The organism is Streptomyces sp. R11, from assembly GCF_041051905.1.
GTDB lineage: Bacteria > Actinomycetota > Actinomycetes > Streptomycetales > Streptomycetaceae > Streptomyces.
In genome coordinates this window covers 1,270,268-1,286,886 of the sequence record NZ_CP163432.1, presented here as the reverse complement: position 1 = coordinate 1,286,886, position 16,619 = coordinate 1,270,268, and the positions used below count along the sequence as shown (strand labels likewise).

General features: G+C 71.7%; 14 protein-coding genes. 4 read left to right on the top strand and 10 right to left on the bottom strand.

Going from position 1 to position 16,619, the window contains the following annotated elements; translation table 11 throughout:
- Positions 1–63 precede the first annotated feature (63 nt).
- The 4 genes from AB5J55_RS05825 to AB5J55_RS05810 all read right to left on the bottom strand — a co-directional run bounded on the left by AB5J55_RS05825 (position 64) and on the right by AB5J55_RS05810 (position 5,635).
- Positions 64–2,523 (bottom strand): SpoIIE family protein phosphatase, encoded by a 2,460-nt coding sequence (locus tag AB5J55_RS05825; RefSeq protein ID WP_369269625.1) that lies wholly within the window; start codon positions 2,521–2,523, stop codon positions 64–66.
- A gap of 434 nt (positions 2,524–2,957) precedes the next feature.
- Complete coding sequence (rocD, locus tag AB5J55_RS05820) at positions 2,958–4,175, bottom strand: ornithine--oxo-acid transaminase (protein WP_369269624.1); 1,218 nt, start codon at positions 4,173–4,175, stop codon at positions 2,958–2,960.
- A complete protein-coding gene (gene ddaH / locus AB5J55_RS05815) occupies positions 4,172–4,984 on the bottom strand; it encodes a dimethylargininase (protein ID WP_369269623.1) in 813 nt (270 codons plus the stop codon). The genes rocD and ddaH overlap by 4 nt, the downstream gene beginning before the upstream one ends.
- Positions 4,985–5,137: 153 nt before the next feature.
- Positions 5,138–5,635, bottom strand: a complete 498-nt coding sequence (locus AB5J55_RS05810; protein ID WP_369269622.1) for an Lrp/AsnC family transcriptional regulator — start codon at positions 5,633–5,635, stop codon at positions 5,138–5,140.
- Positions 5,636–5,724: 89 nt separating this feature from the next.
- Between AB5J55_RS05810 and AB5J55_RS05805 the strand changes: the two genes are divergently transcribed.
- The 4 genes from AB5J55_RS05805 to AB5J55_RS05790 all read left to right on the top strand — a co-directional run bounded on the left by AB5J55_RS05805 (position 5,725) and on the right by AB5J55_RS05790 (position 9,961).
- On the top strand, positions 5,725–6,489 hold the full coding sequence (locus AB5J55_RS05805; protein WP_369269621.1) for a LytR/AlgR family response regulator transcription factor: 765 nt from the start codon (positions 5,725–5,727) through the stop codon (positions 6,487–6,489).
- Positions 6,490–6,491: 2 nt separating this feature from the next.
- Complete coding sequence (locus AB5J55_RS05800) at positions 6,492–6,851, top strand: hypothetical protein (protein ID WP_369276107.1); 360 nt, start codon at positions 6,492–6,494, stop codon at positions 6,849–6,851.
- Between the two features lie 22 nt (positions 6,852–6,873).
- Positions 6,874–8,586, top strand: a complete 1,713-nt coding sequence (locus tag AB5J55_RS05795) for a cation acetate symporter (RefSeq protein ID WP_369269620.1) — start codon at positions 6,874–6,876, stop codon at positions 8,584–8,586.
- 160 nt (positions 8,587–8,746) lie between these two features.
- Positions 8,747–9,961: a histidine kinase gene (locus AB5J55_RS05790; RefSeq protein WP_328429243.1), complete on the top strand. Its 1,215-nt coding sequence runs from the start codon at positions 8,747–8,749 to the stop codon at positions 9,959–9,961.
- Positions 9,962–9,964: 3 nt separating this feature from the next.
- Here the strand turns inward: AB5J55_RS05790 and AB5J55_RS05785 are convergent, their stop codons facing one another.
- The 6 genes from AB5J55_RS05785 to AB5J55_RS05760 form a co-directional block, all read right to left on the bottom strand.
- Positions 9,965–10,135 carry a hypothetical protein gene (locus AB5J55_RS05785; protein WP_369269619.1) on the bottom strand — a complete coding sequence of 57 codons (171 nt, stop codon included), beginning with the start codon at positions 10,133–10,135 and terminating at the stop codon, positions 9,965–9,967.
- Between the two features lie 12 nt (positions 10,136–10,147).
- The gene (locus AB5J55_RS05780) at positions 10,148–12,043 is read right to left on the bottom strand and encodes a protein kinase (protein ID WP_369269618.1); all 1,896 of its coding nucleotides are present in this window, start codon (positions 12,041–12,043) and stop codon (positions 10,148–10,150) included.
- Between the two features lie 39 nt (positions 12,044–12,082).
- Positions 12,083–13,417, bottom strand: coding sequence for a DUF6777 domain-containing protein (locus AB5J55_RS05775; protein ID WP_369269617.1), 1,335 nt, complete (start codon positions 13,415–13,417; stop codon positions 12,083–12,085).
- Between the two features lie 181 nt (positions 13,418–13,598).
- On the bottom strand, positions 13,599–14,549 hold the full coding sequence (locus AB5J55_RS05770; protein WP_369269616.1) for a cytochrome c oxidase assembly protein: 951 nt from the start codon (positions 14,547–14,549) through the stop codon (positions 13,599–13,601).
- A gap of 108 nt (positions 14,550–14,657) precedes the next feature.
- Positions 14,658–15,683, bottom strand: coding sequence for a 6-phosphofructokinase (locus AB5J55_RS05765; RefSeq protein WP_369269615.1), 1,026 nt, complete (start codon positions 15,681–15,683; stop codon positions 14,658–14,660).
- Positions 15,684–15,884: 201 nt separating this feature from the next.
- The gene (locus tag AB5J55_RS05760) at positions 15,885–16,613 is read right to left on the bottom strand and encodes a type 1 glutamine amidotransferase (protein WP_369269614.1); all 729 of its coding nucleotides are present in this window, start codon (positions 16,611–16,613) and stop codon (positions 15,885–15,887) included.
- Positions 16,614–16,619: the final 6 nt, after the last annotated feature.

Genomic DNA, 16,619 nt, shown 5'->3' with positions numbered 1-16,619 from the left:
GATCAGTTTCCCATGCTGTGTACGGTATGTACCGATGTACTCCATCTGTCGAGATTCGTCAGTTCAGGGTGACGGATCCGTCAGGGACTGCTCGGCCCAGATGATCTTCCCGTCGGGGACGAAGCGGGTGCCCCAGCGCTGTGTGACCTGGGAGACCAGCAAGAGCCCGCGGCCGCCCTCGTCGGTGGTGCGCGGATGGCGCAGATGCGGGGCCGTGGCGCCGCCGTCGAAGACCTCGCAGACCAGTGCGCGCTCCTTGATCAGACGCAGCCGGATGGGGCCGTCGGAGTACCGGATCGCGTTGGTGACCAGCTCGCTGACGACCAGTTCCGTCGTGAAGATCAGTTCCTCCAGGCCCCAGTCCGCCAGCATCCGGGAGGCCGTCTTGCGGGCGTCCGCGACGGCGGCGGGGTCGGAGGGCAGGTCCCAGTCGGCGACCTGCTCGGAGCCCAGGAGCCGGGTGCGGGCCATCAGCAGGGCCACGTCGTCGTGCGGGCGGTCGGGGGTCAGGGCGTCGACCACGGCCCGGCAGTGCAGTTCGATCGAGGTCGCGCGCTGCTCCAGCGCCTGCCGCAGCCGGTCCCGGTCGGTGTCCAGGGCCCAGGTGTCCCCGCGCGCCAGCAGCCCGTCGGTGTGCAGCGCGAGCGTGCTGCCCTCGGCCAGGGCCAGCTCGACCGACTCGAAGGGGGGACCGCCCACGCCCAGCGGCGGGCCCTGCGGAAGGTCCACGAAGGCCACGGAGCCGTCGGGCATGACGACGGCGGGCGCGGGATGGCCCGCGGCGGCCATGGTGCACTGCCCGTCGACCGGGTCGTAGACGACGTACACGCACCCGGACCCCACGGACTGGGCGACGGCCGCCTCCTCCTCGCCCACCTGGACGCCCTCCTCGCGAGCCGACCTCGCGACCAGGTCGTCGAGATGGGCCAGCACCTCCTCGGGAGGCAGATCCAGCACGGCGAGGGTGCGTACGGCGGTCCGCAGCCGCCCCATCGCCGCGGCGGCGTCGATGCCGTGGCCCGGCACCTCGCCCACCACCAGGGCGACGCGGGCGCCCGACAGCGGGATGACGTCGTACCAGTCGCCGCCGAGGCCGGTCAGCTCGTCGGCCGGCCGGTAGCAGGCGGACACCTCCAAGGCGTCCTGCTCGGGCAGGACGTGCGGCAGCAGGCTGCGCTGCAGGACCAGCGCCGCGTCGCGTTCGCGGGTGTAGCGCCGGGCGTTGTCGACGCAGACGGCTGCCCGTGAGACGAGGTCCTCGGCCAGGTTCAGGTCGTCCTCCTCGAAGGCCTCCTGGCGATGGCGCCGGAAGAAGGAGGTGACGCCCAGGGTGACGCCCCGCGCGCGGATCGGCACGATCATCACGCTGTGCAGGCCCAGTTCGAGGAAGATGGCGGCCTCTCCGCCGTGCGCGTGCTCGGCCCATGCCTCACCGAGCGGATCGAGTCTCTCCTCGCGCCAGGACGTGGCCGTCCTGAGGGAGCGGATGGGAGGCGAGCCCGCCGGGTAGGCGACCAGGTCGCCGATGCCCACGACGGCCTCCGGCACCCGCTCGGTGGCCGAACGATGTCCCGCGCGGCGCAGCGTCACCGGCTCGGTGTCGCCGAACGGCCCGGCCGCGGGCTCGCCGCCCCGCAGCACCGACTCCAGCAGGTCCACGGTGACGAGGTCGGCCAGTCCCGGTACGGCCACGTCCGCCAGCTCCTGGGCGGTGCGGTTGATGTCCAGCGTGCGGCCGATGCGCTCGCCGGCCCGGTCGAGCAGGGCCAGGCGCTGGCGGGCCCGGTGCCGGTCCGAGATGTCCTCCACCGTGTAGTACACGCCCATGGGGTGGCCGTGACCGTCGTCGAGCCGGGTGAACGACATCATGTGCGCGGTCTCGCGCAGCGGCTGGGAGCGGGCGTGCCCCACGTGTTCGTAGCCGACGATCGGTTCGCCGGTCGTCAGCGCACGGCGCATCTGCGCCTCGATGGACTCGGAGTCCAGTCCGGGCTGTATGTCGGCGAGCCGCAGCCCGAGCCGACGGTGGGGCGGGCCGCCCCCGTACCGGGCGAGGGCATCGTTCGACCAGACGTAGCGCAGATCCGTGTCGACGATCGCTATCCCGACGGGGGAGCGGGCGACCATCTGCTCCAGCACGGCCCGGCTCATGTCCCAGCCGGGTGCCTCGTCCAGCTCCGACAGGAGGGCGAGCCACCGCGAGGGGCCCTCGGTGTCGAGGGCCGCGGTGATCCGCACCATGATCCCGGCAGTATGCCCGTCCCCGCGCAGGCCGGTCAGCAACCCCACCCACCCGCCGTCCGCGCGGCACCGCTCCATCACCTCCGGCACCCGCGCCGCGTCCTCGGCGCTCAGCAGCTCGGCGACGTTCCGCCCCACCGCCTCATCGGCCCCGTACGCCAGGAGCCGCTGTGCCTCCCTGGTCCACCCCGTCACCCGACCCTGCGCATCGAGCAGCACAGGCGCGGCGTCCGCCACGTCGAACCACTGCCGGGCAACGCCCCGCTCCTCGTGTGTGCCCACGGCCGACCTCTCTGTCGCTTAGAGCGGTCTACCACCTCTTGTCCCCATCTTCACCCTTCCGGTGGGCGTTGCCTCTTTGCGGGGGCCGGGTGGGGGCGAGGTGGAGCCGGTTGGCGGGGGCCGCGGCGGTGTCGGTGTTGGGTGGACTTGCGCGGCGGGGCCCTTCAGCCGGGGATCTCGGCGGCCCCACCGGGACGCCGGCAGCCCGGCCCCGTGTGGAGAACCGGGCTGTCGGGTGGGCTGAGCCACTTCAGTGCCTTCTCCAGCGTTTTGCGGGGCTGGGTGGGGGTGAGGCTGAGTCGGATGGCGGGAGCCGGGCCGGTGTCGGTGTTTGGCGCTCTCGCGCGGCGGGGCCCCTGGGCCGGGGACTTCAGCGGCACGACCGGACGCCGGCAGCCCGGCCCCCGCGTGGGGAACCGGGCCGTCGGGCCGGGCTACCTCAGTACCTTCTCCAGGGTTCCCAGCGCCTCGACCAGCTCCTCCGCCGTGATCGTCAGGGGCGGGGCCAGACGGATCGTGGAGCCGTGGGTGTCCTTGACCAGGATGCCCTCGCGCATGAGGCGCTCGCCGATCTCCCGGCCCGTGCCGACCGCCGGGTCGATGTCGACGCCCGCCCACAGGCCCCGCGCACGGAAGCCGACGACGCCCTTGCCGACCAGGTCCGACAGGCCGCTGCGCAGGATCGTGCCCAGCTCGGCGGCCCGGCGCTGGAACTCGCCCGTCTCCAGGAGCCCGACCACGGCCGTGCCGACCGCGGCGGCCAGCGGGTTGCCGCCGAACGTGGAGCCGTGCTCGCCCGGCCGCAGGACGCCGAGCACGTCCCGGCGGGCCACCACCGCGGACACCGGCACGATGCCGCCGCCCAGGGCCTTGCCCAGCAGCACCATGTCCGGGACGACGCCCTCGTGCTCGACGGCGAGCGTACGGCCCGTGCGGCCGAGGCCCGACTGGATCTCGTCCGCGATGAACAGGCAGCCCTTGCGGCGGGTCAGCTCGCGCACACCGGCCAGGTAGCCGGAGTCCGGGATGAGCACGCCCGCCTCTCCCTGGATCGGCTCCAGCAGCACCGCCGCCGTCGTCTCGTCGACCGCCGCCTCCAGCGCCGCCAGGTCGTTGTACGGCACGACCCGGAAACCCGGCGTGAACGGGCCGAAGCCCTGCCGCGCGGTCTCGTCCGTGGAGAACGACACGATCGTCGTCGTACGGCCGTGGAAGTTGTCCGCCGCGACCACGATCGTCGCCTGGTCGGCCGGGACGCCCTTCACCTCGTACGCCCACTTGCGGGCCACCTTGATGCCGCTCTCCACGGCCTCGGCGCCGGTGTTCATCGGCAGCACCATGTCGAGGCCCGTCAGCTCGGCCAGGCGCTCGGCGAACTCGGCGAGTCTGTCGTTGTGGAAGGCACGCGAGGTGAGCGTCAGGCGGTCCAGCTGGGCGTGCGCCGCCTCGACCAGTGCCGGGTGGCGGTGGCCGAAGTTCAGGGCCGAGTAGCCGGCCAGCATGTCCAGGTAGCGGCGGCCCTCCACGTCCTCCACCCAGGTGCCCTCGGCACGGGCGACGACCACGGGCAGCGGATGGTAGTTGTGCGCCAGGACCGGCTCCTCGGCGCGGATCAGATCGGCGGACGAACGGGTCTGCGCGGGCGCGGTCATGAGCGGATCTCCTGGGTGCAGCACTTGATGCCACCGCCGGCCTTGCGGAACTCCGACAGGTCGACGGGGACGGGGACATAACCGCGCTCGTCCAGCCGGGCCGCCAGGGCCTCGGCCTGCGGCGCGATGAAGACGTGACGGCCGTCGGACACGGAGTTCAGGCCGAAGGCCGTGGCGTCGTCGCGGGTGGCGAGCACCGCGTCCGGATACAGCCGCGCGAGCACCTCACGACTGCCAGGCGAGAACGCCTCCGGGTAGTAGGCGATGTTGTCGTCGTCGAGCACGAACAGCGCCGTGTCGAGGTGGTAGAAGTACGGGTCCACCAGCGTCAGGCTGATCACCGGGTGGCCGAAGAACTCCTGCACCTCGCGGTGCGCCTCCCGGGTGGTACGGAAGCCGGTGCCGGCGAGCACATAGCGGCCCGTCCACACCAGGTCGCCCTCGCCCTCGCACACGGCCTCGGGCCGGTACACGTCGAAGCCCGCCGTCTTGAACCATGTGTCGTAGTGCGTGGACTCGGGGCGGCGCTCGCTGGCGTGGAAGAGGGAGCCGAAGACGCGGCCGCCGACCACGACGGCCGAGTTCGCGGCGAAGACCATGTCGGGGAGACCGGGGACCGGCTCCACGGTGTCGACGTCGTGGCCGTGGGAGCGGTAGGCGCGGATCAGCGACTGCCACTGCCCATGGGCCAGATCGACATCGACGCGGACGTCGGGCTGCATCCAGGGGTTGATCGCGTACTGCACGGCGAAATGTCTGGGTTCGCAGACGAGGAAGCGCCGTCGGTGCGGCACACGGGTATCGGTCACAGAGGGGTTCCTCCGCTTCCTACGGTGTCGATGAGGATTGACACCAAGGTAAGAAGGCACCCTGACGAGCGACAAGCAACGAAAATTGCGTATCCACGCAGGAATGCTGCGTCTTTTGCCGAGCAGGCGCACGTATGCTGCGCCGCCCCGGGATCAGGCGCCTTCCTCCGGAGTGGCGAGGCCCGCGGCCCCCGCTTCCGGACTCTCCGGGATGAGGTGGGACAGCACCATCACGCTGATCGTCTTGCGGATGAACGGCTCGACACGGATGCGCTCCAGCACCTCCTCGAAGTGCTCCACGTCCCGCGCCCGCACATGCAGCAGCGCGTCCGCGCCCCCGGTCACCGTCATCGCCGCCGTGATCTCCGGATGGTTGCGGACCACCTCCGCGAGCCGCCGCGGCGGGGCCGCGCCCTCGCAGTACACCTCGACGTACGCCTCCGTACGCCAGCCCAGCGCCGACGGCTGGACCGTGGCCGAGAACCCGGTGATCACGCCCGTGTCGCGCAGCCGGTCCACGCGCCGCTTGACCGCCGTCGCGGACAGTCCGACGCTCGTGCCGATCTCGGCGAAGCTCTTCCGGGCGTTCGCCATCAGGGCGGTGATGATCTTCCGGTCGAGTTCGTCGAAGGACGCCGCGCCGCTGTTCATGAGGGCACTGTAAGCGGCCCGCCACCCAGCGCGAACGTCCGGACGGAGCGCATGTCCAAGCGTGCGAATTGCTCCTACACTCCGGGTTCATGCTGCGCGCCCTGGCTGTCGACGACGAACGCCCCTCGCTGGAGGAACTGCTCTACCTCCTCAACGCCGACCCCCGCATCGGCAGCGCGGAGGGCGCCGGCGACGCGACCGAGGCGCTGCGCCGCATCAACCGCGCGCTGGAGTCGGGGCCGGGCGGGCCGGAGGCGATCGACGTCGTCTTCCTCGACATCAACATGCCCGGCCTGGACGGTCTGGACCTGGCGCGGCTCCTCACCGGTTTCGCCAAGCCGCCGCTGGTCGTGTTCGTCACCGCCCACGAGGACTTCGCCGTACAGGCCTTCGACCTCAAGGCCGTCGACTACGTCCTCAAGCCCGTCCGCAAGGAGCGGCTCGCCGAGGCGGTCCGCCGGGCCGTCGAGCTGCGCGCCGCCGAGCTCCGCGACGCCGCGCCCCGCATACCGGTGAGCGAGCCCGACCCCGACCACATACCCGTGGAGCTAGGCGGCGTGACCCGGTTCGTCGCCGTCGAGGACATCACCCACGTCGAGGCCCAGGGCGACTACGCCCGGCTGCACACCGACAAGGGCAGCCACCTCGTCCGCATCCCGCTGTCCACCCTGGAGGATCGCTGGCGCTCCCGCGGCTTCGTCCGCATCCACCGCCGCCATCTCGTCGCCCTGCGCCACATCGGCGAACTCCGCCTGGACGCGGGCACCGTCAGCGTCATGGTGGGCTCCGAGGAACTCCAGGTCAGCCGACGGCACACGCGCGAGCTGCGGGACCTGCTGATGAGGAGGCCGTGACGATGGGCCAAAACCCCGCCGAACGCCGCGTCGTCGTGACCGGCCCGCCCCGGCAGACCCGCCGCGTCTCCGGGTACTACCGGCCCCGCACCGAGATCGACGAGCAGACCACCCTCGGCCACACCTACGTCCGCTCCCTGATGCGCACCCAACTGCGCACCGCCCTCGCGGTGTTCGCCGTCCTGGGCCTGCTCATCGGCCCCCTGCCGCTGCTGTTCGCTGCGATGCCGGACGCCCGCCACCTGGTCTGGGCGGTCCTCGGCTTCGGCCTCTACGCACCGCTGGTCCTGCTCGCCCGCTGGTTCGTGCGCCGAGCGGAGCGCAACGAACGGGACTTCGTACGGCTCGTCGAAGACCGCTGAGCCCGAAGGAACCGATGCGGTCGTGAACTCCAGCTACGCCGTCCCCGCCGTCGCCCTCGTCGTCCTCGCGACCGTCCTCGTCGGCGCCTTCGGCCTGCGCATCTCCCGCACCACGTCCGACTTCTACGTCGCCTCCCGCACCGTCGGCCCGCGCCTCAACGCCGCCGCGATCAGCGGCGAGTACCTCTCCGCCGCCTCCTTCCTCGGCATCGCGGGCCTGGTCCTCGTCCAGGGTCCCGACATGCTCTGGTATCCGGTCGGCTACACCGCCGGGTACCTTGTCCTGCTGCTCTTCGTCGCGGCCCCGCTGCGCCGCTCCGGCGCATACACCCTCCCCGACTTCGCCGAGGCCCGCCTGTCCTCGCAGGCCGTACGGCGGCTCGCGGGCGCCTTCGTCGTCGGCACCGGCTGGCTGTACCTGCTGCCCCAACTCCAGGGCGCCGGGCTGACGCTGACCGTGCTCACGGGCGCGCCCGACTGGCTCGGCGGAGTCATCGTCGCGGTCGTCGTGGTCGCCATCGTCGCCGCCGGCGGCATGCGCAGCATCACCTTCGTGCAGGCCTTCCAGTACTGGCTCAAACTCACCGCCCTGCTCGTCCCCGCCCTCTTCCTGATCCTCGCCTGGCAGGGCGACGGCGCCCCCCGCGAGGCCTTCGACGAACCGGCGACCTTCCGCGAACAGAGCGTCGTCCGCGTCGACGACACCGTCGACCTGAAGCTCGACAGCCCGTTGACGGTCACCGTGGACGGCACGGTCGACGGCCGCACGCACGAGGAGCAGGAGGTCCGACTCCCCGCCGGCACCCACCACATCGAGGCCGGCACCCGTCTGACTTTCGACAAGGGCGCCCCCGTCCCCGACCCCGACCGCGGCGGCAGCGGCAGCCTGTCGCCGTCGCAGGCGGAGAGCCGCGGCGAACGCCCGCTGTACGCCACGTACGGACTGATCCTCGCCACCTTCCTCGGCACCATGGGGCTGCCGCACGTCGTCGTCCGCTTCTACACCAGCCCGCACGGTGTCGCCGCCCGCCGCACCACCGTCGCCGTGCTCGGCCTGATCGGCGCCTTCTACCTGCTGCCCCCGGTCTACGGCGCCCTCGGCCGCCTCTACGCCCCCGAACTCACCCTCTCCGGCGACGCGGACGCCGCCGTCCTGCTGCTTCCCGAGCGGATGATCGGCGGCCTCGGCGGCGACCTGCTCGGCGCGCTGGTCGCGGGCGGCGCCTTCGCCGCGTTCCTGTCGACGGCGTCGGGCCTGACCATGGCCGTCGCGGGCGTGCTCACCCAGGACGTCCTCCCGTCCCGCGGCGTACGGCACTTCCGGCTCGGCACGGTCCTGGCCATGGCCGTCCCGCTCGCCGCGAGCGCCCTGGTCGGCGGGCTCCCCGTCGCCGACGCGGTGGGCCTCGCCTTCGCCGTGTCGGCGTCCTCGTTCTGCCCGCTGCTCGTCCTCGGCATCTGGTGGCGACGGCTGACCCCGCCAGGCGCGGCCGCCGGGATGCTGGTGGGCGGCGGCTCCGCACTGCTGGCCGTCGCGGCGACGATGGCGGGTTTCCCCGGCTCCGGAGCCCTGCACGCGCTGCTCGCCTGGCCCGCGCTCTGGTCGGTGCCGCTGGGCTTCCTCACCATGGTGCTGGTCTCCCTGGCCACGCCGAGCCGGGTGCCGGCCGGGACGGCGGCGATCCTGGCGCGGTTCCATCTGCCGGAGGAACTGCGGGCGGAGGTGAAGGCATGAGGCATCTCATCGTCGGGCGGCGTGCGGCAGTGTCGGCGTGGGGCGGGTCGTCGCCGGGCGGCGTGCGGCGGCGTTGCCGTGAGGCGGGTCATCGTCGGGCGGCGTGCGGCCGCGTTGCCGTGAGGCGGGTCATCGTCGGACGGCGCGAAGCGGAGACGGCATGAGCGGCTTCATCGCGGGCCTGTGCGTGGCCATCCTCCCGCTGCTCGCCGCAGGCTTCTGGCTCGGCCGGCGCACCGCCCGTCCCGAGAACTCCGGCGGTCTCGGCACCCCCGTCGAGCACGCCACCTTCGAGACCCTGCACACCGCCTCCCTCGCCGCACCCCCGCTGCGCGCCGGACTCACCGAGGAGACCGCGCGCAAGTCGGCCCGCAGGCTGCGCTCACTGCTCGGCACGGACGCGCTGTGTCTGACGGACCAGAAGGACGTCCTGGTCTGGGACGGAGTCGGCGGACATCACCGTACGGAGATCATGGAACTCCTCGCCGGCCCCCTGGAGTCGGGCCGCGGCGAGGCCTTCCCGCTCACCTGCGACACCCCCGACTGCCCGGTGCGCTGGGCGGTGGTCGCCCCGCTCACCGTCGACGACCGGGTCCACGGCGCCCTCGTCGCCTGCGCGCCCCGGGAGTCGGCCGTGCTGGTGCGCGCGGCGGGCGAGGTGGCCCGCTGGGTCTCGGTCCAGCTGGAGCTGGCCGACCTCGACCAGTCCCGCACCCGCCTGATCGAGGCCGAGATCAAGGCCCTGCGCGCGCAGATCTCCCCGCACTTCATCTTCAACTCGCTCGCGGTGATCGCCAGCTTCGTCCGCACCGACCCCGAGCGCGCCCGCGAACTGCTCCTGGAGTTCGCCGACTTCACCCGCTACTCCTTCCGCAGGCACGGCGACTTCACGACCCTGGCCGAAGAACTGCATGCCATCGACCACTACTTGGCGCTCGTGCGGGCACGCTTCGGCGACCGCTTGTCGGTCACCCTGCAGATCGCCCCCGAGGTGCTGCCGGTGGCACTGCCCTTCCTCTGCCTCCAGCCGCTCGTCGAGAACGCCGTGAAGCACGGCCTGGAGGGCAAGGCGGCGTCCGCGGGCAAGAGCCACATCAGCATCACCGCACAGGACGCCGGCGCCGAGGCCCTCGTCGTCATCGAGGACGACGGCGCCGGAATGGACCCCGTCCTGCTGCGCCGCATCCTCGCCGGCGAGGTCAGCCCGTCGGGCGGTATCGGGCTGTCCAATGTCGACGACCGTCTCCGGCAGGTGTACGGCGACGCCTACGGGCTCGTCATCGAGACCGCCCCGGGAGCGGGCATGAAGATCACCGCCCGGCTGCCGAAGTACCAGCCGGGCGTGCACTCCGCGGGGCGGCTCACCCGGGAGTGAGGCTCAGCTGCCGCGGCTGGCCACCATCCCCAGCGTGATCAGCCCCAGCACCACCCACCCGAACCACAGCCAGCCATTGCTCCCGAGCGCCACCGTGTAGGCCGTCACCACGACGAGTCCGCCGACGGTGACCACCCCCATCGTTTTGGTAGAACCGTCCGTAGAACCGGGCATCGCAACACCCTCCTAGGCTTCGTCCCCCTCCATGGTGCCCCCGTTCTGCTTCCTGACGGTGCACACGACGAAATGAGTGCCTGTCTTCCAGGCCCCCTCGCTCGTCCAGGAGCCCGCCGTGTAGACGGAAGGATCGAAGCCGTAGTCGCGCGGCGGGACCTCGCGGGCGCATGCCGTGTCCGACTCGGTGCGTGCCTCGGTCAGCGTGACGTCGGCGCCCAGTCGGGTGAACCCGAGCACCTGCTCGTCGTGCGGGCCCGCGCAGGACACCAGGCGGGCGTCCCGGTGGGAGCGGACCTCCAGACAGTCCCGCCGCTGCATGGTCGCGGTGTCGGCGAAGGCCGACCCCGGCTTCCGATGCCCGCCCAGCGGCCCGTACACCGGCCCGTGCGCGCCCAGCACCAGACAGGCGGTGCGCCGCCCGGCCGCGTCGAACCCCGCCTCGGTCGGGACGACGGCGAAGCTGCGGACGTCCGCCAGCCTCCCGCGGACGTCCTCCGTCCGCTCCTCGCACGCCCGCGGTCCCTTCTCCCGTGCCTCGGCGGCGGACGCGGCCCCGACGAACGCCACCACCTGCCCGTCGGGCACCTTCTCCCGGCAACTGGGATCAAGGCTCAGCCGGGGCGTGCCCCGGAAGGGAGCCGTGCCGGGCCAGTCGGCGAGCACGCAGTCACCGTCCTTCAGCGCACTGCCGAGTCCGACGGTGTCGCCGTACGGCCGCGCGGTCCCCTTGGTATCAGGCGACTGGGCCATGGCGTACCAGACGCCCGCGCCCGCGAGCGCCAGCCCGAGGATGCCGCCGAGGACTGCGTGCAGGATGCGGGGACGGGTTCGGCGCTGCACGTCGGGACCGGGACCGGGGCCGAGGCCCTGTGGACCGCCGCGTTCACCGGACGCGGGACCGAAGCCCGGTGGGCCGCCGGGGCGCTCGGACACGGGCAGCGAGCCGAAGCGCGCCGCGTCGGGCATGCGCCCCGGCGGCACGCCGCCCCAGTGCGGCTGCGAACCCAGATCGGTCTGAGTCCGCGCGTAGGCGTCGACCTCCGGAGCGACGATCCGCGACAGGACCGCCTCCGCCTCCACCGCGGACAGCCGCAGTGCCGGGTCCTTCTCCAGCAGCGCCCGCAGGACAGGCGCCAGCGCCCCGGCCCGCGCGGCCGGCGGGGGCTCCTCCATGACCACCGCCGTGACCTGGGCCAGATGTGACTCGCGGTCGAAGGGCCCCCGGCCCTCGACGGCGTGGTACAGCGTGCAGCCCAGCGAGAACAGATCGGTCGCCGGCGTCGGCGCCCCGCCCGTGACCCGCTCCGGCGCCAGATAGCCCGCCGTGCCGACGAGTACCGACGCCAGCGTGTACCGCGTCTCGCCGGCGTCCGGCTGCACCGAGATGCCGTAGTCCGTGAGCAGCACCCGCCCGTACGGCGCCCCGGTGCGGTCCGGCGCCAAAAGGATGTTCGCCGGTTTCACGTCCCGGTGCATGACGCCCCGCTCGTGTCCGGCCGTCAGCGCGTCGAGTACGGCCAGCCCGATGCGGGCGCACTCCGCGGGCGCCAGCGGGCCGCGCTGATCGATCAGGTCACGCAGATCGACGGCGCCCGTCACGTACTCCATGACGATCCACGGCAGCCCCTCGTGCTCCAGCACGTCATGCACGGTCACCACATGCGGATGCCCGCGCAGCCCCGCCGCGTGCCGGGCCTCCGTACGGGCACGGGCCACCCGGGCCTCGCGCTCCCCGGCCTCGACCGGATCCCGGAACACGATCTCCTTCAGCGCGACCTCGCAGGCGAGTCTCTGGTCGTGGGCGAGCCAGACATGGCCCATACCGCCGCTGCCGAGCCGCTTCAGCAGCAGATAGCGGCCGGCGACGACCCGGCCCACTCCCGACGTCGATGATCCTGAAGGCATCCGGTGACTCCCGGGTTCTGCGGGTGCGCTGCGTGGTTGTCAGGCGGTCGTGCTCGCGGTGGGCCCACCGGTGGGCGGGGCGCTCGTCGCGGGCCGGCTGGTCTCGGGCGGCGGCGCGCTGCTGGTGACCGGGGCACTGGCCGGGGGCGAGCTGGTCCCCGGTGGTGAGCCGGTCGTGGGCGGAGGTGGCGAGCTGGACGTGGGGTCCTTGGGTGAGGGGGGCTTCGCCGAGCTGGGCGGCGGATCGGCGGACGGCGTAACGGACGAGGGCGGCGCCGCGGAGGACGGCGGGCCCGCGGACGGGGGCCCGCTGGTGGGACCCGGACTGGTCGGTCCGGAGCTGCCGGACACGGAGGACGACGGCGGTGGGGCCGAGCCGGACGGCGGGGACGTGGACGTGGAGGACGACGGGGACGTCGACGGCGTGGAGCCCGACGGATCCCGCGTCGACCCGGACGACCCGGTCTCCGACCCCGCCCCCGATTGCGGGGGAGTGGACGTCCCACTCGACGAGCCACCGGACATCGCCCCTCCGGCCACGCTCAACGTCACGTACTCCCCGAACCGCAACTCCGCACCGGCCGGCGGATCCGACGCGATGACCCGGGCGTTGTCCGGCGGCAGCCCTCCGCCGGCGAAGGCGGCCGCCAGCCCCTTGCCGGCCAGCCGTCGGCTCGCCTGCCCGAACGTCGTCCCGGCCAGGTCGGGCACCGCACGCCGTTCACGCGTGTCGAACGTCGTGTCGTCCTCGCCCGTGGTGCCGACGGGCCGGTTGACGCCGCGGTCGGGTTCATGGACATCGACGAGAGCGAGCTGCTCCACTTCCCGCGTCGCGGGCCGCACGGCCACCACGGACGACTTCTCATAGCCCTTCCACTCCTCGTTGCGGTCGTCGAACTCGACCTTTATCCGCGTCGTGTCACCCTCGAAGGGCCGCAGCGGATTTCCGCACGAGCACTTCACCGCCGGAAGACCCCGCTCGTCGACGAGAATCGCGATTCCCGTCTGAAGCAGCGCGTTGAAGGGGACGGCCTTTCCCTTTTTGTAGTCGTGGTTCTTCACGAGAGTGTCGTGACGCAGGAGTACGGGTGTGAGGCGGCCGAGATAATCCGGAATCTCGGCCGTCGTGAGGGAGAGCGCGGCTGCCCACGCCTGAGCCTTGCGCTCATTGGCCGGGTCGGTGAGGAACTCCTTCAGCCGTGCGACATCGCAGATCGTCGGCTGCTTCGAACCCCCGTACAGGCCAGGAGTGTCGCCCTGCTGCAGACCTCCGTGCGCCGTCTGCGCCCGTACCTGCGCGTCCCGCCCCAGCCCTTGGCTCTCGTTGAAGAAGGGCGCGAGCGACGGCACTCCCGCGGCCACCGCTTTCACCACGGACAACGGTGTGTTCCGGTCGCACCCACTGAGCGCCAGAATGAAGACCAACAGGACGGCGATCCTCCGAATCGCCGCTATTTCGGACCTGTGCACGAAAACGCGAAACGCCATTACCGCTCCCCCCGGCGGTTCCCCCGACGCGCTTCATGCTACTGAAAGGCGAAGCCTTTCGGTTTCCTCAGTTCCCGCGTGCGTTCAATGAGGCCAAATAGGCGTTGTACGCCTCGAGTTCCTTGTCGCCGTCCCGGTCGGCGGCCCGGTCCTTGCGCTTGGCCTGCCGCTGCTCGGAGCCGTACCACTGGAACAGCAGCGCGATCAGCACCAGCACGGACGGAATCTCACTGAACGCCCAGGCGATGCCGCCGGCCGCGTTCTGGTCGGAGAGCGCGTCGATGCCGAGTGAGGCGGGTGGGTTCTTGAACGTCTCGACCATCGGCTCCGACGCCATCATCAAGGCGATGCCGAAGAACGCGTGGAACGGCATTCCCGCGAACAACTCCAGCATCCGCATCAGATACCCCGGCCGGTGCGGACCGGGATCCACGCCGATGATCGGCCAGAAGAACACCACACCCACGGCGAGGAAGTGCACCATCATCGCGATGTGGCCCGTCTTGGAGCCCATCAGGAAGTCGAACAGCGGGGTGAAGTACAGCGCGTAGAGGCTGGCGATGAACAGCGGAATGGTGAACGCCGGATGCGTGATGATCCGCATGTACCGGCTGTGCAGCAGGGCCAGCAGCAATTCCCGCGGCCCCTTGCGCCCCCGCCCCGCCGGCGGCATCGCACGCAACGCCAGCGTCATCGGCGCACCGAGCAGGAGGAGAATCGGCGACAACATGCTGATCACCATGTGCTGCACCATGTGCACGCTGAACATGACCATCCCGTAGTCATTCAGCCCGGTGCACATGACGAGCATCACGGACAGCACCCCGGCGACGTACGACACGGTCCGCCCCACGGGCCACTTGTCCCCACGCCGCGCGAGCCGCACGACACCCCACGCATACAGCGCGAGCCCCACCAGGCAGGCGACGAGGAAGAACGGGTCCGCGGACCACGCGAGCCCCCGCCCCAGCGTGAACGGCGGCAAATCCATCATCATGCCGTGCCCGCTGTGATCCATCCGCCGGCTCCTGTTTCGTGGGGGTTGTGCAAGTCTGTCCGCACACAGACTAGAACTGCCCCCGGTCGGCATTGCGACCGGGGGCATCTGTTCCAGGGCGAACCGGAGCTACAGCACGCACTCAGCCTCTTCGTACCGGTCCTCCGGCACGGTCTTCAGCGTCTCCACGGCCTCCGCCAGCGACACCATCACGATGTCGGTGCCGCGCAGTGCCGTCATCTTGCCGAACTCACCCCGGTGCACGGCCTCCACCGCATGCCAACCGAACCGCGTCGCGAGCACCCGGTCGTACGCGGTGGGCGTACCACCGCGCTGCACATGTCCGAGGATCACCGGCCGAGCCTCCTTGCCCAGGCGCCCCTCCAGCTCGATGGACAGCTGACGGGCGATCCCGGCGAACCGCTCATGCCCGTAGATGTCCTTGCCGCCCTCGTCGAACTCCATGGAGCCCGGCCTCGGCTTGGCCCCCTCGGCCGCCACGACGATCGCGAAGCGCTTGCCCGCCTCGAACCGCTCGCCGACGACCCGGGTCAACTCCTCGATGTCGAAGGGCCGCTCCGGCACGACGATGGCGTGCGCGCCGGCCGCCATGCCGGAGTGCAGCGCGATCCAGCCGGTGTGCCGGCCCATGACCTCGACCACGAGCACCCGCTGGTGGGACTCGGCGGTGGTCTTGAGCCGGTCCAGGGCCTCGGTCGCAACGCCGACGGCCGTGTCGAAACCGAAGGTGACGTCCGTGACCGCGATGTCGTTGTCGATGGTCTTCGGCACGCCGACGACGGGCAGGCCGCTGTCCGACATCAGCCGGGCCGCCTTCAGCGTGCCCTCGCCGCCGATCGGGATGATCGCGTCGAGGCCGAGCTCCTCGAGGTGGCCCTTCGCCCGCTCCACGCCGTCCCGCAGATGGGAGGGCTGGACCCGGGATGAGCCGAGAATCGTGCCGCCGCGAGCCAGGATGCCGCTCACCGCGTCGAGGTCGAGCTTGAGGTAGTCGCACTCCAGGAGGCCCTTCCAGCCGTCCCGGAAGCCGATGACCTCGTCGCCGTGGTCGACGACGGCGCGGTGCACGACGGACCGGATGACGGCGTTCAGGCCGGGGCAGTCGCCGCCGGACGTGAGGACACCAATGCGCATAGCCCGAAAAACCTTCTCAACGTGGGCCGGGACCGGACCACGCTGTCCGGCTCGAATCCCCGCCACCCTAGCGGCATCAGGGGGCGGGGCCGAACCATGCGTCCGCCTGCTGGACGACCCCGCTCACCTGTGCGGACGCACCGTCAGACGGGCTGGTGACAGCAGACTGGAACCCAGGTGTACGAGCCGGTGCGAGAACCGTCAGGCGGGCTGCTGCGCGGCAGCGATGCGCTCGTTGCGCAGCGCCTCGTACCAGCGGTCGTCGGTCGGCGGCAGCGCGTTCACGTCGAGCGCGAGCTTCAGCAGCAGGTCGGCGATCAGCGGGTTCCGGGCGAGCACCGGGCCGTGCATGTACGTACCGAAGACGGTGTCGTTGTACGCACCCTCCGTACCGTCGCCCGTGCCGTTGCCGTTGCCGAAACGGACCTTGGCGAGGGGGCGGGCGGTGGGGCCGAGGTGGGTGACGCCCTGGTGGTTCTCGAAGCCGGTCAGCGGGGGCAGACCGAGACGCGGGTCGATGTCGCCGAGCACGTCACCGACGCACCGGGCCCCTTCACCGCGCACGGACACCACGTCGATCAGGCCGAGACCGGGCTCGCGCTGGCCGAGGTCGTTGATGAACTCGTGGCCGAGGATCTGGTAGCCCGCGCACACCGAGAACACGATGGCGCCGTTCTCGACGGCCCGGTGCAGACCGCCGTCCCGGCGCAGCCGCTCGGCCGCCAGCCGCTGCGGCCGGTCCTCGCCGCCGCCGATCAGGTAGATGTCGCCGGAGGTCGGGATCGGCTGGTCGCTGCGCACGTCGAGACGAGCCACGTCCAGGCCGCGCTGCCGCGCCCGGCGCTCCACGACGAGGACGTTGCCCTGGTCGCCGTACGTGCTGAGCAGGTCCGGGTAGATCCAGACGATCCGCAGACTGTTGTCGCTCATGAAGTC

Coding starts and splice junctions, on each gene's coding strand:
- AB5J55_RS05765 (WP_369269615.1), bottom strand. CDS start 15,683: ATGCGCATTGGTGTCCTCACGTCCGGCGGCGACTGCCCCGGCCTGAAC.
- AB5J55_RS05800 (WP_369276107.1), top strand. CDS start 6,492: ATGGGCCAAAACCCCGCCGAACGCCGCGTCGTCGTGACCGGCCCGCCC.
- AB5J55_RS05780 (WP_369269618.1), bottom strand. CDS start 12,043: ATGCCTTCAGGATCATCGACGTCGGGAGTGGGCCGGGTCGTCGCCGGC.
- AB5J55_RS05790 (WP_328429243.1), top strand. CDS start 8,747: ATGAGCGGCTTCATCGCGGGCCTGTGCGTGGCCATCCTCCCGCTGCTC.
- AB5J55_RS05770 (WP_369269616.1), bottom strand. CDS start 14,549: ATGGATCACAGCGGGCACGGCATGATGATGGATTTGCCGCCGTTCACG.
- rocD (WP_369269624.1), bottom strand. CDS start 4,175: ATGACCGCGCCCGCGCAGACCCGTTCGTCCGCCGATCTGATCCGCGCC.
- AB5J55_RS05785 (WP_369269619.1), bottom strand. CDS start 10,135: ATGCCCGGTTCTACGGACGGTTCTACCAAAACGATGGGGGTGGTCACC.
- AB5J55_RS05805 (WP_369269621.1), top strand. CDS start 5,725: ATGCTGCGCGCCCTGGCTGTCGACGACGAACGCCCCTCGCTGGAGGAA.
- AB5J55_RS05760 (WP_369269614.1), bottom strand. CDS start 16,613: ATGAGCGACAACAGTCTGCGGATCGTCTGGATCTACCCGGACCTGCTC.
- AB5J55_RS05810 (WP_369269622.1), bottom strand. CDS start 5,635: ATGAACAGCGGCGCGGCGTCCTTCGACGAACTCGACCGGAAGATCATC.